This is a genomic window from Mammaliicoccus sp. P-M59 (genome assembly GCF_022386135.1).
GTDB lineage: Bacteria > Bacillota > Bacilli > Staphylococcales > Staphylococcaceae > Mammaliicoccus > Mammaliicoccus sciuri_A.
This window is the reverse complement of the sequence record NZ_JAJNJJ010000007.1, coordinates 160,273-180,257: the sequence shown is the minus strand read 5'-3', so window position 1 is coordinate 180,257 and position 19,985 is coordinate 160,273. Positions and strand designations below refer to the sequence as shown.

35 protein-coding genes are annotated in these 19,985 nt (G+C 35.5%); 1 reads left to right on the top strand and 34 read right to left on the bottom strand.

The features are described from left to right. Positions 1-156: 156 nt before the first annotated feature. From truA to rpsJ, 33 genes are all read right to left on the bottom strand, one after another. Positions 157-960 carry a tRNA pseudouridine(38-40) synthase TruA gene (gene truA / locus LQ617_RS12060; RefSeq protein ID WP_239740467.1) on the bottom strand — a complete coding sequence of 268 codons (804 nt, stop codon included), beginning with the start codon at positions 958-960 and terminating at the stop codon, positions 157-159. A gap of 10 nt (positions 961-970) precedes the next feature. Then, positions 971-1,768, bottom strand: a complete 798-nt coding sequence (locus LQ617_RS12055; protein WP_096792001.1) for an energy-coupling factor transporter transmembrane component T family protein — start codon at positions 1,766-1,768, stop codon at positions 971-973. Further along, positions 1,761-2,624 (bottom strand): energy-coupling factor transporter ATPase, encoded by an 864-nt coding sequence (locus LQ617_RS12050; protein ID WP_049320034.1) that lies wholly within the window; start codon positions 2,622-2,624, stop codon positions 1,761-1,763. The genes LQ617_RS12055 and LQ617_RS12050 overlap by 8 nt, the downstream gene beginning before the upstream one ends. Further along, positions 2,621-3,427 (bottom strand): energy-coupling factor transporter ATPase, encoded by an 807-nt coding sequence (locus LQ617_RS12045; protein ID WP_239740466.1) that lies wholly within the window; start codon positions 3,425-3,427, stop codon positions 2,621-2,623. Before LQ617_RS12045 ends, LQ617_RS12050 begins: the two co-directional genes overlap by 4 nt. A gap of 329 nt (positions 3,428-3,756) precedes the next feature. Then, complete coding sequence (gene rplQ / locus LQ617_RS12040) at positions 3,757-4,122, bottom strand: 50S ribosomal protein L17 (protein WP_037589012.1); 366 nt, start codon at positions 4,120-4,122, stop codon at positions 3,757-3,759. Positions 4,123-4,138: 16 nt separating this feature from the next. After that, positions 4,139-5,083, bottom strand: coding sequence for a DNA-directed RNA polymerase subunit alpha (locus tag LQ617_RS12035; RefSeq protein WP_025906483.1), 945 nt, complete (start codon positions 5,081-5,083; stop codon positions 4,139-4,141). Positions 5,084-5,165: 82 nt separating this feature from the next. Beyond that, entirely contained in the window at positions 5,166-5,555 is a 390-nt protein-coding gene (gene rpsK / locus LQ617_RS12030) for a 30S ribosomal protein S11 (RefSeq protein WP_025906484.1), read from the bottom strand. A 22-nt stretch (positions 5,556-5,577) separates the two neighbouring features. Further along, positions 5,578-5,943 carry a 30S ribosomal protein S13 gene (rpsM, locus tag LQ617_RS12025; RefSeq protein ID WP_037589013.1) on the bottom strand — a complete coding sequence of 122 codons (366 nt, stop codon included), beginning with the start codon at positions 5,941-5,943 and terminating at the stop codon, positions 5,578-5,580. A gap of 20 nt (positions 5,944-5,963) precedes the next feature. After that, positions 5,964-6,077, bottom strand: a complete 114-nt coding sequence (gene rpmJ, locus LQ617_RS12020; protein WP_003156543.1) for a 50S ribosomal protein L36 — start codon at positions 6,075-6,077, stop codon at positions 5,964-5,966. Positions 6,078-6,109: 32 nt separating this feature from the next. Beyond that, positions 6,110-6,328 carry a translation initiation factor IF-1 gene (gene infA, locus LQ617_RS12015; protein WP_001118443.1) on the bottom strand — a complete coding sequence of 73 codons (219 nt, stop codon included), beginning with the start codon at positions 6,326-6,328 and terminating at the stop codon, positions 6,110-6,112. Positions 6,329-6,635: 307 nt separating this feature from the next. Beyond that, a complete protein-coding gene (locus tag LQ617_RS12010) occupies positions 6,636-7,283 on the bottom strand; it encodes an adenylate kinase (protein ID WP_025906780.1) in 648 nt (215 codons plus the stop codon). 18 nt (positions 7,284-7,301) lie between these two features. Next, entirely contained in the window at positions 7,302-8,603 is a 1,302-nt protein-coding gene (gene secY / locus LQ617_RS12005; RefSeq protein ID WP_239740465.1) for a preprotein translocase subunit SecY, read from the bottom strand. Next, the gene (rplO, locus tag LQ617_RS12000) at positions 8,603-9,043 is read right to left on the bottom strand and encodes a 50S ribosomal protein L15 (RefSeq protein ID WP_025906782.1); all 441 of its coding nucleotides are present in this window, start codon (positions 9,041-9,043) and stop codon (positions 8,603-8,605) included. Before rplO ends, secY begins: the two co-directional genes overlap by 1 nt. Positions 9,044-9,073: 30 nt before the next feature. Further along, positions 9,074-9,253, bottom strand: coding sequence for a 50S ribosomal protein L30 (rpmD, locus tag LQ617_RS11995; RefSeq protein ID WP_037589015.1), 180 nt, complete (start codon positions 9,251-9,253; stop codon positions 9,074-9,076). 16 nt (positions 9,254-9,269) lie between these two features. Next, the gene (rpsE, locus tag LQ617_RS11990) at positions 9,270-9,770 is read right to left on the bottom strand and encodes a 30S ribosomal protein S5 (protein WP_037589016.1); all 501 of its coding nucleotides are present in this window, start codon (positions 9,768-9,770) and stop codon (positions 9,270-9,272) included. An 18-nt stretch (positions 9,771-9,788) separates the two neighbouring features. After that, a complete protein-coding gene (rplR, locus tag LQ617_RS11985; RefSeq protein ID WP_037589017.1) occupies positions 9,789-10,151 on the bottom strand; it encodes a 50S ribosomal protein L18 in 363 nt (120 codons plus the stop codon). Positions 10,152-10,178: 27 nt separating this feature from the next. Then, entirely contained in the window at positions 10,179-10,715 is a 537-nt protein-coding gene (gene rplF, locus LQ617_RS11980) for a 50S ribosomal protein L6 (protein ID WP_025906786.1), read from the bottom strand. Between the two features lie 29 nt (positions 10,716-10,744). Further along, a complete protein-coding gene (gene rpsH / locus LQ617_RS11975) occupies positions 10,745-11,143 on the bottom strand; it encodes a 30S ribosomal protein S8 (RefSeq protein WP_025906787.1) in 399 nt (132 codons plus the stop codon). Between the two features lie 29 nt (positions 11,144-11,172). Continuing rightward, complete coding sequence (locus tag LQ617_RS11970; RefSeq protein ID WP_016998812.1) at positions 11,173-11,358, bottom strand: type Z 30S ribosomal protein S14; 186 nt, start codon at positions 11,356-11,358, stop codon at positions 11,173-11,175. A gap of 27 nt (positions 11,359-11,385) precedes the next feature. After that, positions 11,386-11,925, bottom strand: coding sequence for a 50S ribosomal protein L5 (rplE, locus tag LQ617_RS11965; RefSeq protein WP_025906788.1), 540 nt, complete (start codon positions 11,923-11,925; stop codon positions 11,386-11,388). Between the two features lie 25 nt (positions 11,926-11,950). Further along, entirely contained in the window at positions 11,951-12,271 is a 321-nt protein-coding gene (rplX, locus tag LQ617_RS11960) for a 50S ribosomal protein L24 (protein WP_037589018.1), read from the bottom strand. A gap of 43 nt (positions 12,272-12,314) precedes the next feature. Beyond that, positions 12,315-12,683 (bottom strand): 50S ribosomal protein L14, encoded by a 369-nt coding sequence (gene rplN, locus LQ617_RS11955; protein WP_016911102.1) that lies wholly within the window; start codon positions 12,681-12,683, stop codon positions 12,315-12,317. 33 nt (positions 12,684-12,716) lie between these two features. Beyond that, positions 12,717-12,980 (bottom strand): 30S ribosomal protein S17, encoded by a 264-nt coding sequence (rpsQ, locus tag LQ617_RS11950; RefSeq protein WP_016911101.1) that lies wholly within the window; start codon positions 12,978-12,980, stop codon positions 12,717-12,719. A 23-nt stretch (positions 12,981-13,003) separates the two neighbouring features. Next, on the bottom strand, positions 13,004-13,219 hold the full coding sequence (gene rpmC, locus LQ617_RS11945) for a 50S ribosomal protein L29 (RefSeq protein WP_016998808.1): 216 nt from the start codon (positions 13,217-13,219) through the stop codon (positions 13,004-13,006). Beyond that, a complete protein-coding gene (gene rplP / locus LQ617_RS11940) occupies positions 13,209-13,643 on the bottom strand; it encodes a 50S ribosomal protein L16 (RefSeq protein ID WP_016998807.1) in 435 nt (144 codons plus the stop codon). The genes rpmC and rplP overlap by 11 nt, the downstream gene beginning before the upstream one ends. Positions 13,644-13,645: 2 nt before the next feature. Further along, a complete protein-coding gene (gene rpsC / locus LQ617_RS11935) occupies positions 13,646-14,299 on the bottom strand; it encodes a 30S ribosomal protein S3 (protein WP_025906790.1) in 654 nt (217 codons plus the stop codon). A 28-nt stretch (positions 14,300-14,327) separates the two neighbouring features. Further along, entirely contained in the window at positions 14,328-14,684 is a 357-nt protein-coding gene (rplV, locus tag LQ617_RS11930) for a 50S ribosomal protein L22 (protein WP_025906791.1), read from the bottom strand. A gap of 25 nt (positions 14,685-14,709) precedes the next feature. After that, the gene (gene rpsS / locus LQ617_RS11925) at positions 14,710-14,988 is read right to left on the bottom strand and encodes a 30S ribosomal protein S19 (protein ID WP_025906792.1); all 279 of its coding nucleotides are present in this window, start codon (positions 14,986-14,988) and stop codon (positions 14,710-14,712) included. 64 nt (positions 14,989-15,052) lie between these two features. Beyond that, on the bottom strand, positions 15,053-15,886 hold the full coding sequence (gene rplB, locus LQ617_RS11920; protein WP_025906793.1) for a 50S ribosomal protein L2: 834 nt from the start codon (positions 15,884-15,886) through the stop codon (positions 15,053-15,055). Between the two features lie 31 nt (positions 15,887-15,917). Continuing rightward, complete coding sequence (gene rplW, locus LQ617_RS11915) at positions 15,918-16,196, bottom strand: 50S ribosomal protein L23 (protein WP_025906794.1); 279 nt, start codon at positions 16,194-16,196, stop codon at positions 15,918-15,920. After that, positions 16,196-16,819, bottom strand: coding sequence for a 50S ribosomal protein L4 (gene rplD, locus LQ617_RS11910; protein WP_025906795.1), 624 nt, complete (start codon positions 16,817-16,819; stop codon positions 16,196-16,198). The genes rplW and rplD overlap by 1 nt, the downstream gene beginning before the upstream one ends. A gap of 29 nt (positions 16,820-16,848) precedes the next feature. Continuing rightward, the gene (rplC, locus tag LQ617_RS11905) at positions 16,849-17,511 is read right to left on the bottom strand and encodes a 50S ribosomal protein L3 (RefSeq protein ID WP_025906796.1); all 663 of its coding nucleotides are present in this window, start codon (positions 17,509-17,511) and stop codon (positions 16,849-16,851) included. A gap of 31 nt (positions 17,512-17,542) precedes the next feature. Next, a complete protein-coding gene (rpsJ, locus tag LQ617_RS11900; RefSeq protein ID WP_016998799.1) occupies positions 17,543-17,851 on the bottom strand; it encodes a 30S ribosomal protein S10 in 309 nt (102 codons plus the stop codon). A gap of 316 nt (positions 17,852-18,167) precedes the next feature. Between rpsJ and LQ617_RS11895 the strand changes: the two genes are divergently transcribed. Beyond that, entirely contained in the window at positions 18,168-18,536 is a 369-nt protein-coding gene (locus LQ617_RS11895) for a hypothetical protein (protein ID WP_025906797.1), read from the top strand. A gap of 55 nt (positions 18,537-18,591) precedes the next feature. Here the strand turns inward: LQ617_RS11895 and LQ617_RS11890 are convergent, their stop codons facing one another. Next, positions 18,592-19,926 (bottom strand): NCS2 family permease, encoded by a 1,335-nt coding sequence (locus tag LQ617_RS11890; protein ID WP_025906798.1) that lies wholly within the window; start codon positions 19,924-19,926, stop codon positions 18,592-18,594. Between the last annotated feature and the right edge of the window lie 59 nt (positions 19,927-19,985).

Genomic DNA, 19,985 nt, shown 5'->3' with positions numbered 1-19,985 from the left:
CCTGTACCAAAGCTTCATACATACATCTTATTTCCTTAGTCTGATTCCTGCTTCTATATCTTAAAACACAATAAGATTCCGGGGCTTATCGTGGTGGTGATATAAAACAATACCGTTGTCTATAATATAATTTATTTGTCTTTTTGTCAATTGGTTTTAAACATTTTCTGAAGACTTTTTATTATATATTTTGATATCATTTCCGAACTCTTCTATAAGTTCTGCTTTATCTAAGTAAATTTTTTCTAAATATAGCCCATGTGCTGGTGCTGTATGTGGTACATTGTTTCGATCTTTTTCTTCTAGAAGCTGATGAATATCATCACCGCTTCTCTTCCCTTCACCGACGAGTATTAAATAAGCGACCATTACTCTTACCATATTGTATAAAAAGCCTGATCCTGTAACGATAAATTCAAATCCGTCATCTGTTTCAACGACTTCACTTTGATAAATGGTACGTTCTTTATTTTGTACTTCAGTCTTTTGTGAACAGAAACTTGTAAAGTCATGTGTACCTATAAAATGTTGTGCAGCTTGATTCATCAAATCAATATCAACGGGTTTCTTTTGTTGTACTTTTGTGTCGTGTTCGAATACATGTCTTTCTGGATCGATATAAACTTTATAACGATATTTCTTACCGACACAATCATATCTACAGTGAAAGTCTTCATCAATTTGTTCTACACTTTGTACATGTATATCTTTAGGCAATGCTGAATTAAAAGCATATTCCCATTTATCTGGTTTAATATTTAATGGTGTATCAAAATGGAAATATTGCTCTATTGCATGTACGCCTTTATCAGTTCTACTTGAAGGATGTATTCTTACAAATGTTTGATGCATTCTTTTTAGAATTCTCTCAAATTCATATTGCACAGTTCGTTCATGATGTTGAATTTGAAATCCCATAAACTGTCCACCGTGATATGAAATTTTCACTAACATTCTCAAAGTCTGCACCTCAATTCCTTAATAAATATAATGCTATCGCTACAACAATAATTGTTGCGAATCCAATACTATCTCTTAGTTTCCATTTTAATTTGCGATAGGTTGTTCGTTGATTTGAAGCATTATAACCTCTAGCTTCCATGGCCACTGCTAAATCATCTGCACGTTTAAACGCCGATATAAACATCGGAATGAGTAGTGGAATAATAGCTTTTAATCTGTTAAATATACTACCTGCCGTAACGTCAGATCCTCTTGATGTTTGTGCTTTTATGATTCTATCTAATTCATCCATTAATGTTGGGATAAATCTAAGTGATATGGACATCATCATTGCAAGTTCATGTACTGGGAACTTAACCTTTTTTAATGGTCTCAACATCGATTCTATTGCATCTGTTAAGCTTATCGGACTTGTTGTTAATGTCATTATTGTAGAAATCATCACTAAAAGTGCAAGTCTTAAAACAATAAATGCACCTTGTACAACACCATTTTGTTCAATTGTGAATAGCTTTAAATCTATAATGACTGGTCCGCCTTTAGTCACAATTAAATGCATGATGAACGTAAAAATAAACAGCAGCATAACAGGTGTTAGTCCTTTAATTAAGAACCAAAACCTTATTTGTGCTAAATACATAATGATTAACACGGTTAACACCATAAAGCCATAAGATGCCCATGAATTACAAAAGAATATTAATATCATAAATATAAATACATACAGCATTTTCATGCGTGAATCTAATCGATGGATAATTGTATTACCAGGTATGTATCGCCCGATTATTAACTTATCAGTCATGAGGCTTCACCTGCTTTTCATACATATCTTTAAACATTTCTTCACTCGTCGCGATTTGATCAAACTTCATATTATATTTAGCTTCAACTGCTTGTTGAAGTTTAATAATATTAGGAGGTTCAAGATGCGTTTGATTCAGAAGTTCTTTGTTTGTAAAAATATTAACTGGCTTATCTTCAGCAACGATTTCACCAGCTTTAATGACTTTAACTTCATCCGCATATTTAAGTACGATATCCATTTGGTGTGAAATTAAGATAACCGTAATACCGAGATTTTCATGAATGTCATTGAAGAGTTCCATCATATCATGTTGCCCTTTCGGATCTAAGCCCACTGTAGGCTCATCAAGGACAAGTATTTCAGGTTCCATAGCTAATACACCTGCAATGGCTATACGTCGTTTCTGACCACCTGAGAGCTCAAATGGCGATTTCTTTAATATACTACGATCCATGTTTAACAAATCCATTAGAGATTCTGCTTTTTGAATAGCTGCTTCTTTATCCATACCGTAATTGAGCGGTCCAAAAATAATATCTTTTTCAACTGTATCTTCAAATAATTGATGTTCTGCAAATTGAAAGACGATACCTACTTTTTTACGCACAGGCGCTAATTTCTTTGATTTCGTCTTCTTCGTAATATTCGTATCACCGATTGTTAATTGTCCCTCTGTCGGCTTTAATATAGCATTTAAGTGCTGAATTAATGTTGATTTACCAGAACCTGTTTGGCCAACAATGGCATAAAACTTAGATTCTGTGAATGTCGTCGAAACTTGATTTAAAGCTCTATATTGATATGGTGTCTTTATACTGTAGTCATAAGTGACGTGATCAAACGTTATTTTCATATTCGATTCACCAACTGTTCGAATGTTGTATATTCATAATTATGATTGAGCAAGTAGTTCATTCTCATAGCAAAAGGTAAATCTAAACCAATTTCAGTTAAATAAGCACCTTGCTTAAATATTTCTTCAGGTATGTCTTGTTTATAAACTTCACCTTTATTCATCACAATAATCTCATCAGCATTAATAGCTTCTTCTAAATCATGTGTAATAGAGATAACTGTTAAGTGGTGTTCACTTTGAATAGATTTAATTAAGTTCATAATACTTTCTTTACCTTCAGGATCAAGCATCGCTGTCGCTTCATCTAAAATCATAATATCTGGTGACATCGCTAATATGCCTGCAATCGCGACACGTTGTTTCTGTCCACCTGAAAGATGACTTGGTTCGAATGTTTTCATGTCAGACATGCCAACTTCTGTTAAAACCTCATCAACTATTTCATGCATAACGTGATAGTCTATACTTTGATTTTCCATACCAAATGCTACATCATACTCTACAGTTGAACCAATAAATTGATTATCAGGATTTTGAAATACAATACCGACATGTCTTCTCACTTCATCAATTGTATCGTTCGACAGTAAGATGCCATCAACTACAATTTCACCTTCATAATTTTGGTTAATACCCATCATTAATTTAGCAATTGTAGACTTTCCAGAACCGTTATGTCCGACAATGGATGTCCACTTGCCTTTTTGTATATTAAACGAAACATCGCGAAGTGCAGCTGGCTCATTTTCATCATATTTAAATGTAACGTTCGAGAACCTAATCAAATTTTCCTGCACCATAACATTCATCCTTCAACAAGTTAATTACTATATATTTTACAGTATACATACGAAATTGTAAGTATTAATTACTTTAAACATATTACCTATTATAAAATAAAATGCAATAAAAAAAATCCGTAGAAACGGATTTAAAATAAAAAAGCGCGCACTCCACCATAGACGAGTTCACGCGATAAGTCATTCAAATGTGGTGGAGTACTCTGAGCTAGACAATATCTATGTGTGGTAAACATTATCATTGCACTCATTTGCTTTGTGTGTGTTAAATAAATTGTATTTATATAGAAATGATTGAAGTGACTTTCGTCACTCCAATAAAGAATAGATTATACTAATTCAATAATTACTGATTCAGCACCGTCACCGCGACGTGGACCAACTTTCATGATACGAGTATATCCACCTTGACGCTCTTCATAGCGTGGCGCAACATCATTGAATAATTTTTGTAATGCAGTAATTGTTTTGTCATCTTCTAAGATTTTAACGTCACGAATCGTTTGAGCAGCTCTACGACGTGAAGCTAGATCACCTTTTTTACCTAAAGTAATTAAGTTATCAACAACTTTACGAAGTTCTTTAGCACGAGCTTCTGTAGTCTCGATACGTTCAGAAACGATAAGTTGAGTAGCTAAGTCACGTAACATTGCTTTACGTTGATCAGAAGTACGACCTAATTTTCTGTAACCCATGAATTAACCTCCTTTATTAGTCTTCTTTTCTTAAACCAAGACCAAGATCTTCTAATTTATATTTAACTTCTTCAAGAGACTTACGACCTAAGTTTCGAACTTTCATCATATCTGCCTCAGATTTGTCTGCTAATTCTTGTACAGAATTAATACCTGCACGTTTTAGACAGTTATAAGAACGTACTGATAAGTCTAATTCTTCGATAGACATTTCAAGTACTTTTTCTTTTTGATCTTCTTCTTTTTCAATCATGATTTCAGCATTTTGTGCTTCATCTGTTAAATTAACAAAAATGTTTAAGTGTTCAGTCATGATTTTAGCACCTAAAGAAACAGCTTCTTGAGGAGATAATGAACCATCTGTCCAAACATCGATTGTTAATTTATCATAATCACTACTTTGCCCTACACGTGTATTTTCAACTGTATAGTTCACACGATTTACTGGAGAATAAAGTGAGTCGATTGGAATGACACCAATTGGCAAATCACTTGTGTTATTTTGTTCAGCTAAAGCATATCCGCGACCTTTATTAGCAATTAAGCGCATCTTAAGGTGTCCACCTTTAGAAACTGTTGCAATTTTTAAATCTGGATTTAAAATTTCAACATCACTGTCATGCATGATATCTTTCGCAGTAACTTCACCTTCATCTTTAATATCGATTTCAAGTGTTTTGTCTTCTTCAGAGTAGATTTTTATAGCTAATTTCTTGATGTTCATAATGATAGTAGTAACATCCTCAACTACATTTTCAACTGCTGAGAATTCGTGAAGTACACCTTCAATTTCGATATTTTTAACTGCCGCACCTGGTAATGAAGATAATAGGATACGACGTAAGGAGTTGCCTAGTGTTGTACCATAACCACGTTCTAGCGGTTCAACAACGAACTTACCGAATGTAGAATCATCACTAACTTCTATTGTTTCAATTCTAGGTTTTTCGATTTCAATCATTTAAATATATCCTCCTTATAAACGTCGATTAAACTTTATTAATTTCTATCCAGTGACTCTTGAACATTAGAACTAACAAAAATTATACACGACGACGTTTTGGTGGACGACATCCGTTATGAGGAACTGGTGTTACGTCTTTGATTGCTGTGATTTCTAATCCAGCTGATTGTAACGCACGGATCGCTGATTCACGACCTGGGCCAGGACCTTTAACTGTTACTTCTACAGTTTTCAAACCGTGTTCCATAGCAGCTTTTGAAGCTGTTTCTGAAGCCATTTGAGCTGCAAAAGGTGTTGATTTTTTAGAACCTTTAAATCCTAACGCACCTGCTGAAGACCATGATAATGCATTACCGAAATCATCAGTGATCGTTACGATTGTATTGTTGAATGTTGAACGGATGTGAGCTACACCACTTTCAATATTCTTTTTAACTCTACGTTTACGAGAAACTTGTTTACGTGCCATTTATATGTGCCTCCTTTACTTATTATTTTTTCTTGTTCGCTACTGTTTTAACTGGTCCTTTACGCGTACGCGCATTGTTCTTAGTGTTTTGACCACGAACTGGTAAACCACGACGGTGGCGAATTCCACGGTATGAAGCGATTTCCATTAAACGTTTAATGTTTAAGTTTTTCTCACGACGAAGGTCACCTTCAACTTTGTAGCCATCTACAACTTCACGGATACGACCTAATTCGTCATCAGTTAAATCACGAACACGTGTGTCTTCAGATACGTTTGCTTCTTTAAGAATTTTTTGTGCTGTTGTTTTTCCGATACCATATACGTAAGTTAACGAGATTACTACGCGTTTCTCACGTGGTACGTCAATACCTGCAATACGAGCCATTTATTTACACCTCTCTTTTATTAGCCTTGTTTTTGTTTGTGTTTTGGATTTTCACAAATCACCATTACTTTACCTTTACGACGAATAACTTTACATTTTTCGCAAATTGGTTTTACTGATGGTCTTACTTTCATCTTTGTATACCTCCTTGTATTTGGAGTGACGATTATTTATAACGATAAGTGATTCTTCCGCGTGTTAGGTCATACGGAGACATTTCAACTGTTACTTTGTCGCCAGGTAGAATTCTAATATAGTTCATACGGATTTTACCACTAACGTGTGCTAAAATTTCATGTCCATTTTCTAATTCTACTTTAAACATAGCGTTTGGTAAAGTATCTAATACTGTACCTTCTAATTCGATTACATCTTGTTTAGCCATGATCATTTCCCCCTTTTTCTATTCATTCTAGTGAAATACAAAAGTATTTCATGTTTTAAAACCTGGTCCAAAATTAGAGACATACTTTAGGTGATTAAATCACATAGAATAAGCACAGGTTTATAAAATTGGGATGATTTAATACTTAAGATTTGCATTCGACAACACTTCAAATACTTATCGCTTCTTGTAATCACTCCGATTGTATTTCAAAAACCTAAATACTATCTTGATTCTTAAAATTGAACGCATTCACGCGTTCAAGAATCACCTAAAGTTAGGCGAATTCGGGGTGAAAGCGTCATTACTATAATGATTCAAGAATTTGAATAACATCTTCAGTAACATTATCAATTTGTCTAGAACCATCGATGTTTTTAAGGACACCTTGATTTTCATAGAAATCTAAAAGTGGTTTAGTTTGTTTAACATTAACACTTAAACGATTTGCTACTGTTTCAGGGTTATCATCTTCACGTTGATATAATTTACCACCATCAAGATCACAAACACCTTCAACTTTTGGTGGATTAAATACTAAATGATAAGTTGTTCCACATACTTCACAAATTCTTCTACCAGTTAAACGATTCATAAGTTCTTCTTCCGCAACTTCGATGTTGATAACAGCATCTACTTTACGATCTAAGTCACTTAAAATTTCATTTAATGCATCAGCTTGTTCAACTGTACGAGGAAAACCATCTAGTAAAAATCCTTTTTTCGCATCTTCTTCAGCTAGTCTTTCTCTAACGATACCTATAGTCACTTCATCTGGTACAAGTTCCCCGCGATCCATATAAGATTTAGCCTCTTTACCAAGGTCAGTCTCTTCTTTGATCGCTTTACGGAACATATCACCAGTTGAGATATGAGGAATAGGGTATTTCTTAACAATTTCACTCGCTTGAGTACCTTTACCTGCTCCAGGTAAACCCATTAAAATGATGTTCATAAAAACCCTCCTACTTGCTTATCGTCTTCTAAAGCCTCTATATTCACGTTGATTGAGTTGAGCTTCTAAAGTTTTCATTGTTTCAATTGCAACACCGATAACGATTAGTAAGCTAGTACCACCAACTTGTATTGCTTGAGGTAAATTCATTAACTTAATTGCTAAAATCGGAATAATAGAAATTACAGCTAAGAAAATTGATCCCACAAACGTTAAACGATAAAGCACTTTAGTGATGTATTTTTTAGTTTGATCTCCAGGTCTAATACCTGGTACATAACTACCTTGTTTTTGTAAGTTTTCAGCCATCTTATCAGGATTAACCTGAACAAATGCATAAAAGTATGCGAAAGCTATTATTAAAATAACATATACGATCATACCAATATTATGTGATGGATCAGCATAATTTGTAATTGTTTGCGCCCATTCTTGATCCGGGAAGAACAACGTTAATGTCTTCGGAAGCATGAAGAATGCCATCGCAAAGATTACTGGAATTACACCTGCTGAGTTAACTTTTAAAGGTAAGTATGTTGCATTTGCAGATAATGAACCACCTGCACCTTGAGTTTGGCGTTTAGCATATTGAATAGGAATTTTACGAATTGCTTGTAGTACATAAACTGCACCAACAGTTAGTAAAATCATACCTACGAATAAACCAATCGCTTTTAACCAAGCCATAGTTGTATCATCTGCACCAACAAAACTTTGTTGGTAGAACTGAATTAATGAGTTTGGCATTGAAGATAAAATACCAGCGAAGATAATAATAGAAATACCATTACCTACACCAAATTGTGTTATCTGTTCACCTAACCACATTAAGAAAGCTGTTCCTGCAGTTAAAACAAGTGCTATTAACACATAATTTAACACTGAAGTATTTTGAATTAAATTACCACCAAGCATATTATTAAATGAATACGACATACCTAAGCCTTGAACAAAGGCTAATACAATTGTGAAGTAACGTGTAAATTGATTAATCTTTTTACGACCAACTTCACCTTGTTTAGACCATTCTGTAAACTTAGGTACAACATCCATTTGTAATAATTGCATTACGATTGAAGCAGTAATGTAAGGCATAATACCCATCGCTAAAATTGAGAAGTTCTGCAAGGCACCTCCACCGAATGTGTTAAACAAATCGGTAATACCTTGCGAACCTTTATTTTGATTAAAAGCATCTGGATTAACACCAGGGGCTGGAATGTAAGTTCCAACTTTAAATATAACGAGCATTGCTAGTGTGAATAATATCTTGTTACGAATATCTTTAGTCTTCAAAAAACTAATGATCGTTTCAAACATTAGATCACCTCATGCGTTCCGCCCTTACCTTCGATTGCTTCAATAGCTGAAGCTGAGAATTTATGAGCTTTTATTGTTAATTTCTTTTCTAATGAACCGTTTCCTAAAACTTTAACGCCAGATTTTTCAGATTTAACAACACCTGATTCTACTAATAACGCTGGTGTAACTTCAGTTCCTTCTTCGAAACGATTTAATTGATCAAGATTAACAATTGCATATTCTTTACGGTTGATGTTAGTGAATCCACGTTTTGGTAAACGACGGAATAATGGTAATTGACCACCTTCGAAACCTAAACGAACACCGCCACCTGAACGTGCTTTTTGACCTTTAGTACCACGACCACTTGTTTTACCGTTACCTGTAGCCATACCACGACCTACACGGTTACGTTCTTTACGAGCACCTTTAACTGGTTTCAACTCATGTAATTTCATTTTGGCACCTCCTTAATACTTTAGATGAATTTATTTTTCAGTAACTTTTACTAAGTGACTTACTTTGTTGATTTGCCCACGAATCGCAGGATTATCTTCAACTACTACAGTTGAGTTTGTTTTTTTAAGTCCTAGCGCTTGAACTGTCTTACGTTGAGTTTCAGGACGACCAATAACGCTACGAGTGAGGGTAATTTCTAATTTAGCCATAGTGTTTGTTCCCTCCTTAATTTAATAATTCTTCTACTGATTTACCGCGTAGACTAGCTACTTCTTCGGCATTTTTAAGTTCTTTAAGTCCTTCAATTGTAGCACGAACCATGTTGATTGGTGTGTTAGAACCTAATGATTTACTTAAGATATCAGTGATACCAGCTAGTTCTAATACGGCACGAACTGGTCCACCTGCAATAACACCTGTACCAGGTGCTGCTGGTTTAATTAAAACACGACCTGCACCAAAACGTCCAATAACTTGGTGAGGAGTTGTTCCTTCAACACGTGGAACTGTTACTAATTCTTTCTTAGCATCTTCTACTGCTTTTTTAATAGCTTCAGGTACCTCTTGAGCTTTACCAGTACCGAAACCTACGCGACCATTTTTATCTCCAACAACTACTAAAGCTGTAAAACGGAAACGACGACCACCTTTAACTACTTTAGCTACACGGTTAATCGTAACTACGCGCTCTTCAAATTCTTTAACTTCTTGTTCTTTACGACGCATGAGTGTCCCTCCTTTAAATTAAAATTGAAGTCCGTTTTCACGAGCTGCATCAGCTAATGCTTTGATACGTCCGTGGTATAAATATCCTCCACGATCAAATACTACAGCGTCAACGCCTTTTTCAGCGGCACGTTTTGCAACGATTTCGCCTACTTTAGCAGCTGCTTCTACATTACCTGATTGCTCTAAATTAAATTCTTTATCTACAGTTGATGCTTGAGCGATTGTTACACCGTTTAAGTCATCAATTACTTGAGCATAAATATGTTTGTTTGAACGATATACGTTTAAACGTGGCTTTTCGCTTGTACCAGCTAATTTAGCACGTACACGAGCATGTCTTTTCAAACGAACTTTATTTTTGTCGATTTTAGCGATCATGTTAGTGCTCCTTTCTTATCTTAATGATTACTTACCAGTTTTACCTTCTTTACGACGAACATATTCGCCTTCGTAACGAATACCTTTACCTTTATAAGGTTCTGGTGGACGGATTGAACGGATATAAGATGCAATTGCACCAACACGTTCTTTAGAAATACCTTCTACTTTAACTTTAGTGTTTTTCTCTACTGATAATGTAATTCCATCTTCAGCAACGATTTCTACAGGGTGAGAATAACCAACGTTTAAGATGATATTTTTACCTTGCATTTGGGCACGGTAACCAACACCAATAAGTTCTAAGTTTTTCTCGAAACCTTTAGATACACCTTCAATCATGTTAGCGATTAACGCACGAGTTGTACCATGGATTGTTTTATGTTCTTTAGAGTCAGATGGACGTACAACTTCTAAGCTGTTGTCCTCTTGTTTATATGTCATTTCTTCATTAAAAGTACTAGTTAGTTCACCTTTAGATCCTTTAACTGTTACTGTGTTACCTTCGATAGTAACTGTAACGTCTGAAGGGATCTCAATAATTTTCTTACCAACACGGCTCATTATGTGGGCACCTCCTTATAATTTTATAATTACCAGATATAAGCTAATACTTCTCCACCGATTCCACGTTGTCTAGCATCTTTATCAGTTAAAACACCTTCAGATGTAGAAACAAGTGCAATACCTAAACCGTTAAGAACTTTTGGAAGTTCGTCAGCTTTAGCATATACACGTAAACCTGGTTTAGAAATACGTTTTAATCCTGTGATAACGCGCTCGTTGTTTTGACCATATTTAAGGAACATACGGATAACACCTTGCTTATCATCTTCGATATATTCTACGCTTTTTACGAATCCTTCTTTTTTAAGGATTTCTGCGATTTCTTTTTTAATGTTTGATGCAGGTAACTCTAATTTTTCGTGACGTACCATGTTTGCGTTACGCACGCGAGTTAACATATCTGCAATTGGATCTGACATTGTCATTTGTGTTTCCTCCTTTCATTCTTTTGAGTTTACCAGCTAGCTTTACGTACGCCAGGGATTTGGCCTTTGTATGCTAGTTCACGGAAACAAATACGGCAAAGTTTGAATTTACGATATACTGAGTGTGGACGTCCACAACGTTCACAACGAGTGTATTCACGAACTCCGAATTTTTGTTTACGTTGTTGTTTAGCGATCATTGATTTTTTAGCCACTTAATTAGCCTCCTTTATAATTAGAGATTACTTTTGAAATGGCATACCGAATTGTGTTAACAATTCACGAGCTTCCTCGTCAGTGTTAGCAGTTGTAACGATAACGATATCCATTCCTCGTACTTTACTTACTTTATCATAGTCGATTTCAGGGAAAATTAATTGTTCCTTAACACCTAAAGTGTAATTTCCACGACCGTCGAATGCTTTTTTAGAGATACCACGGAAGTCACGTACACGTGGTAATGAAACTGAGATTAATTTATCAAAGAATTCATACATTCTTTCTCCACGTAATGTAACTTTTGCACCGATTGGCATACCTTCACGAAGACGGAAAGTCGCAATAGATTTTTTAGCTTTAGTTACTAATGGTTTTTGACCAGTGATTGCTTGAAGTTCTTCAACTGCAGAGTCTAAAACTTTAGAGTTTTGAACTGCATCACCGATACCCATGTTTACAACTATTTTTTCGATTTTTGGTACTTCCATAACTGAACTATAGTTAAATTTCTTAACTAACTCAGCAGAAATTTCATTATTAAACTTTTCTTTTAAACGTGTCAAAGTGGATCCTCCTTTCACTTAATAATTATTCGTTTGATGATTTGATTTCTTCGCCAGATTTTTTAGCGATACGAACTTTTTTACCATCTACTACTTTGTATCCAACGCGAGTTGGTTCATTTGTCTTAGGATCAAGTAATTGAACGTTTGATACGTGGATAGTACCTTCTGTTTCTAAGATACCACCTTCTGGATTGAACTGAGTTGGTTTTTGGTGTTTTTTAATGATGTTAACACCTTCTACAACTACGCGTTCTTTCTTAGGTAATGCTTCTAAAACTTTACCAGTTTTACCTTTATCTTTACCTGAGATAACGATTACGTTGTCACCTTTACGTACGTGCATGTGTAGGCACCTCCTTAGGAATTTTGTTTTTTATCATTATAGATTAAAGTACCTCTGGCGCTAGAGAAACGATCTTCATGAAGTTACCTTCACGTAATTCACGCGCTACAGGACCGAATATACGTGTACCACGTGGACCTTTGTCATCACGGATGATTACACATGCATTTTCGTCAAATTTGATGTAAGAGCCATCTTCACGACGTACACCTGATTTAGTACGTACAACAACAGCTTTAACAACTTCACCTTTTTTAACAACGCCACCTGGTGTAGCATTTTTAACAGTAACGACGATTACATCACCAATGTTAGCTGTCTTACGACCAGATCCGCCTAAAACTTTAATTGTTAATACTTCACGAGCACCAGAGTTGTCTGCTACTTTTAAACGTGTTTCTTGTTGGATCATCTTTGTTTGACCTCCCTTATCTTTATACTTCTATTAAATAATTACTGATTCTTCAACGATTTCAACTAGACGGAAACGTTTAGTTGATGATAAAGGACGTGTTTCTGCAATCTTAACGATATCGCCCATTTTTGCTGAATTGTTTTCATCATGCGTTTTATATTTTTTTGAATATTTTACGCGTTTACCATATAATTTATGAGTTTTGTATGTTTCAACAACTACTGTAATAGTTTTATCCATTTTATCTGAAACTACTTTACCAACGTAAACTTTGCGGTCATTTCTTTCACTCACAGTAATGAACCTCCTCTACTTGATTATTTATTATCTGCTGCTTTCTCTTCTTCGATTTCTCTTTCGCGAACGATTGTTTTTAGACGTGCAATCGTCTTTTTAACTTTTCGAATGTTAGCAGTCTCTTCAAGTTGACCAGTTGCTAACTGAAAGCGTAAGTTGAATAATTGCTCTTTAGCTTCTTTGATTTCTTTTTCAATTTCAGTAGTGGTTAAATTTCTGATATCCTTAGCTTTCATTTGTGTCACCACCCAATTCTTCACGTTTTACAAACTTAGATTTAACTGGAAGTTTGTGTGCTGCAAGACGTAATGCTTCACGTGCAACTTCTTCTTGAACACCTGCAACTTCGAACAAGATACGTCCTGGTTTAACTACTGCTACCCATCCTTCAACTGCACCTTTACCTGAACCCATACGTACTTCTAAAGGTTTTTTAGTATATGGTGTATGTGGGAATATTTTGATCCATACTTTTCCGCCACGTTTCATGTAACGTGTCATTGCGATACGAGCTGATTCGATTTGACGAGAAGTAATCCAAGCTGCTGTTTGAGCTTGTAAACCGTACTCACCAAATGTTACTTCATTTCCGCCTTTTGAACGACCAGTTGTTTTTGGACGATGTTGACGACGGAATTTAACACGCTTTGGTAATAACATTATTATTTTCCTCCTTCACTAGACTTCTTTGTAGGAAGAACTTCTCCACGGTAGATCCATACTTTAACACCTAATTTACCGTAAGTAGTGTCGGCTTCTTCATGTGCGAAATCAATGTCTGCACGTAATGTATGAAGTGGAACAGTTCCTTCTGAATATTGTTCTGCACGAGCGATATCTGCGCCACCTAAACGACCAGATACTTGAGTTTTGATACCTTTAGCTCCCAATTTCATAGCACGTTGGATAGCTTGTTTTTGAGCACGACGGAAAGATACACGGTTTTCTAATTGACGAGCAATGTTATTTGCTACCAATGTTGCATCTAAATCAACTTTTTTGATTTCGATAACGTTGATGTGTACTTTTTTGTTAGTCAATGCGTTTAATTTGTTACGTAATTTTTCAATTTCTGAACCGCCTTTACCAATAACCATACCTGGTTTACCAGTGTGGATAGCGATATTGATACGGTTTGCTGCACGTTCAATTTCAACACTTGAAACTGAAGCTTCTTTTAATGCTTCTGCGATATATTTACGAACTTTTAAGTCTTCATGTAAAAGTGTTGCGAAGTCTTTACCTGCATACCACTTTGCTTCCCAGTCACGAATTACACCGACACGAAGTCCGATTGGATTAATTTTTTGACCCACTATATTCCCTCCTTAATGATTTAGTTAATTATGCTTCTTTAACTTCTTTAGCTTCTTTTTCGCCAACTACGATTGTAATATGGCTAGTACGTTTGTTAATCGCACTTGCACGACCTTGTGCACGTGGACGGAAACGTTTCAATGTAGGTCCTTCATTAGCGTAAGCTTCTTTTACTACTAATGTGTCAGGATTTAAATCATAGTTATGTTCTGCATTTGCTAATGCTGACATTAATAATTTTTCAACAACAGGTGATGTTGCTTTGTTTGTTAATTTTAAGATGGCAATTGCTTCTGCCACTTCTTTACCTCTAATAAGATCTAAAACTAATCTCACTTTACGAGGTGCGATTCTTATTGTTCTAGCAACCGCTTTTGCTTCCATTGTGACTTCCTCCTCTTTTTAGAAATTAGCGTTTAGTCTTTTTGTCGTCTGCAGCATGACCTTTATAAGTACGTGTAGGTGCAAACTCTCCTAATTTATGTCCAACCATATCTTCAGTAATGAAAACTGGCACATGTTTACGACCATCATATACTGCTATTGTATGTCCGATGAAGTTAGGAAATACTGTTGAACGACGAGACCATGTTTTAATAACTGATTTTTTTTCACCTTCGTTTTGAGCTTCAACTTTTTTCATTAAATGATCATCAACGAAAGGTCCTTTTTTAAGACTACGAGCCATTATGGCGCCTCCCTTCTTATTTAATGCGCGCGGCATCTAAGCCGCACACGTAAATAAGGTATTATTATTTTTTCTTACGACCACGAACGATAAATTTAGATGAACGTTGGTTTTGTTTACGAGTTTTCTTACCAAGTGTTGGTTTGCCCCATGGAGACATTGGTGATTTAAGACCGATTGGTGTACGACCTTCACCACCACCGTGAGGGTGATCGTTAGGGTTCATTACAGAACCACGAACTGTAGGACGTTTACCCATCCATCTAGAACGACCAGCTTTACCAATTGTGATTAATTCGTGTTGTTCGTTACCAACTTGACCGATTGTTGCACGACAAGTAGATAAGATCATACGAACTTCACCTGATTTAAGACGAACTAGTACGTATTTACCTTCTTTACCAAGTACTTGAGCACTTGTACCAGCTGAACGGACTAATTGTCCACCTTTACCTGGTTTTAATTCGATGTTGTGAATTGTAGTACCAACTGGGATATCAGTTAATGCTAATGCATTACCTACTTTGATATCTGCATCTGGACCATTGAATACTTCTTGTCCTACTTTTAATCCTTTAGGAGCAATGATATATCTTTTTTCACCATCTGCGTATACTAATAATGCGATATTAGCTGAACGGTTTGGATCATACTCGATAGTTGCTACTTTAGCAGGAATTCCATCTTTGTTACGTTTGAAATCAATTACACGGTATTGACGTTTATGACCGCCACCTCTGTGACGAACTGTCAATTTACCTTGGTTGTTACGTCCCGCTTTTCTCGGAAGCGGTTGTAATAAAGACTTTTCAGGAGTCGTTGATGTAATTTCAGCGAAGTCTGAAGATGTCATATTACGACGACCATTTGTAATTGGCTTATATTTTTTAAGAGCCATTGTCGTTTTACCTCCTTAATGGTAATTGTTTTTAGTTAAATAGGTCTATTGAAGAACCTTCTTTTAGAGTTACGATTGCTTTACGACGTTTGTTAGTGAAACCATTGTAACGACCAACACGTTTAGCTTTTGCTTTAACGTTCATGATATTTACTGTATCAACTTTCACGTCGAAAATTTCTTCGATTGCGATTTTTACTTGTGTTTTGTTTGCACGTGTATCTACATCAAATGTGTATTTATCTAAAGCCATATCTGATGAAGATTTTTCTGTGATTACGGGGCGCTTAATAACATCTCTTGCTTCCATTATGCGAGCACCTCCTCTACTTTATCCACTGCTGCTTTAGTTATTACGACTTTACTAGAATCTAAGATATCTAATACGTTTAAGCTTTGAGCGTCGATAACTTTAACACCTGGAATGTTACGAGCTGATAATTCAACGTTGCTGTCTACAGTATCAACGATGAATAAAACTTTCTTAGAAAGTTCTAAGTTGCTCATTACATTTTTGAATTCTTTTGTTTTAGGTGCATCAAAGTTGAATGCTTCTAAAACTGTTAATTCGTTACCACTTACTTTTGAAGATAATGCAGAACGTAATGCTAAACGGCGCATTTTCTTAGGCATTTTGTAAGAATAACTTCTTGGTGTAGGACCGAATACGATACCACCACCACGCCATTGTGGCGCACGGATTGTACCTTGACGAGCACGACCTGTACCTTTTTGTTTCCAAGGTTTACGTCCACCACCACGAACTGCTGAACGATTTTTAACTGCGTGAGTACCTTGGCGTAATGAAGCACGTTGTAAGTTGACTGCTTCGAATAATACGTGTTGGTTTGGTTCGATACCAAATACACTATCATTTAATTCGATAGAACCTGATTTTGATCCATCTACTTTTAATACATCAATATTAGCCATAATGTTGTTTCCTCCTTTCACCTAAATAATTATTTATTACCTTTTTTAATTGAAGTTGTAAGTTTTACTAAACCTTTTTTAGGACCTGGCACGTTACCTTTAACTAAAATTACGTTATTTTCTGCATCAACTTTAACTACTTCTAAGTTTTGCATAGTAACTGTGTTTCCGCCCATACGGCCTGGTAATTCTTTACCTTTAAATACTTTAGAAGCATCTGAAGCCATACCCATTGAACCAGAGCCTCTGTGGTAACGAGAACCGTGACTCATTGGTCCACGAGAGAAACCGTGGCGTTTAATAGAGCCTTGGAAACCTTTACCTTTTGAAACGCCTGTTGCATCAATAATGTCTCCTGCTTGGAAAGTATCTACAGTGACTTCTTGACCTACCTCGTATGCTGAAACATCAATGTTTCTGAATTCACGAGTGAAGCGCTTAGGTGCTGTACCTGCTTTTTTAGCATGGCCTTCAGCAGCTTTAGTAGCATATTTGTTAGATTTACGATCTTTTTTATATGCTTGTTTGTCTTCAAAACCGATTTGAACAGCGTTGTAGCCGTCTACTTCTTCAGTTTTAGTTTGTAATACTACGTTTTGACTAGCTTCTACTACAGTAACTGGTATTAATTCACCGTTTTCTGCGAATACTTGAGTCATTCCAATTTTTCTTCCTAAGATTCCTTTGGTCATCGAAAGTCGCACCTCCTGTTATTTTAATGAATTATAATTTGATTTCGATGTCTACACCTGATGGTAAGTTTAAGCCCATAAGAGCATCAACTGTTTTTGGTGTAGGGTTAAGAATGTCGATTAAACGTTTATGCGTACGTTGTTCGAATTGTTCACGTGAGTCTTTGTACTTATGAACGGCACGGATTACAGTGTAAACTGATTTCTCAGTTGGTAATGGAATCGGACCAGACACTTGAGCTCCTGAACGTTTAGCTGTTTCAACAATTTTCTCTGCTGATTGATCGATCATGCGGTGATCATACGCTTTTAAACGGATACGAATTTTTTGTTTTGCCATAATTTTCCCTCCTTGTTCGTCTACTTTATAGTGATAGACTTCTCCACGAAAACTCTCTCACACACCGCCATGGCAAAGCGGCCGGGTGTGTCAGTAACCTCTCGCTTCATCGCTTCTTAAAGTCCAACATTAGATATGATACATGATTTATTTCTATTAATCAATAGATAACCATATATTTTTTCTAATTTCATCTAACACATACCCAAGTATTATAACGGATTATGCGTTCTTTTTCAATAGGTAAAATTTAAATAGATAATTTGTAATCAAAATGTTATAATATAACAAGCAATTTTAACTAGGTGGTGAAATCATGAAAAGAGGAATTAAATCAGTTTTGCTAGTTCTTTCTATTATATTAGTTGTATCTGAGTTATTATTAGCCATTCCTTTTCTAGGTGGAGGAATCGTTCTTTCAACTGGTTATAATGCTTTGGTACTTAATGGAACGTTATACTTTATTACGACACTCATCCTATTAATAGATAACCAGAATTCTGTTAAAGTAATATTTGTTATTCCATTAATCGGACTAATCGCTAGCTTTGTTGCAATCATTCCTATTATTGGCTGGTTATTACATATCGTAATGGTCGTTTTAATGATCATCTTCTTATTTACGATTATAATTGCGCCAGTATATATCCCATCTAAATATTACAAGACTACTTATAAAAGTTAATATATAAATAGAAAGCCACGAGACTTCATTAAATGAAATCTCGCGGCTTTTTTTATTATGCATGGACAAATACAAAGTAAGCGACAAAGACGAAGAATAAACCGTACATAATTGGGTGAATTTCTTTATGTCTTTTTGCTACGATCATTGTGATTGGATAGAAGATAAATCCACACGCAATACCTGTTGCAATTGAATATGTTAAAGGCATCATAATCATTGTTAAGAAAGCTGGTACTGCTATCTCAAATTTTTGCCAATCAATTTTACCTAAGTTACTAACCATCAATACACCTACTATAACAAGCGCTGGTGCTGTAACCGCACTTGTAACAACTGCCATTAACGGTGAGAATAATAATGCTGCTAAGAAACAAATACCTGTTACAACACTTGCGAATCCTGTACGTGCACCAACTGCAACACCTGCACTAGATTCTATATAACTTGTTGTAGTTGAAGTACCAAATATTGCACCTACAATTGTTGCTAATGAATCAGAGAATAATGCTTTACCTGCTCTAGGTAATTTATTATCTTTCATTAAACCAGCTTGGTTTGCAACCGCAACTAATGTTCCTGCAGTATCAAAGAAATCTATAAATAAGAAAGTTAAAACGACAATTAAGAATTGTACATTAAATATAGTAGATAAATCACCAAACGCTTCGAATGCTGCACCAAATGTTGGTGATACACTTGGTACTTTCCCTACTATACTATCTGGCATGGCAATTAAACCTGTAATTAATCCCGCAATAGCTGTTAAGACCATTCCGATGAAAATTGCTCCTGGTAATTTTTTAGCCATTAATATAATAGTAATGATAATACCAAATACTGCTAATAGTACTTCTGGGTTATGCATTGTTCCAAGAGTAACTAAAGTTGAATCTTCTTTTTTAACAATACCTGCACCTTGTAAACCTACAAAGGTAATAAACAATCCTATACCTGCAGATACAGCCATCTTTAATTCAAATGGTATTGCATTGATAATAACCTCTCGTAAACCACTCATCGTTAATATCGCAAATATAACACCTGAGAATAGTACGCCCGTTAAACCAGTTTGCCATGGAATACCCATTGTAAGCACAACTGTAAACGCGAAAAATGCATTTAACCCCATACCTGGTGCTAAAGCTATCGGGTATTTCGCAATGATACCCATAAATAAACAACCAACTAATGCTGCTAACGCTGTAGCAACAAACACAGAACCTTGGTCCATTCTCATTGAATCAGGTACATTTTCAACACTTGCCAAACTTAACATTGATGGGTTAACGGCTAATATGTATGCCATAGATAAGAATGTCGTTAAACCACCAAGAATTTCTCTTTTATAATTTGTTCCCAATTCATCAAACTTAAAGTAACGTTTCATCATAAGACTCCTTTATTAATTTCAACACTGTACATTGTATTACTGGGAACATCAAAAAT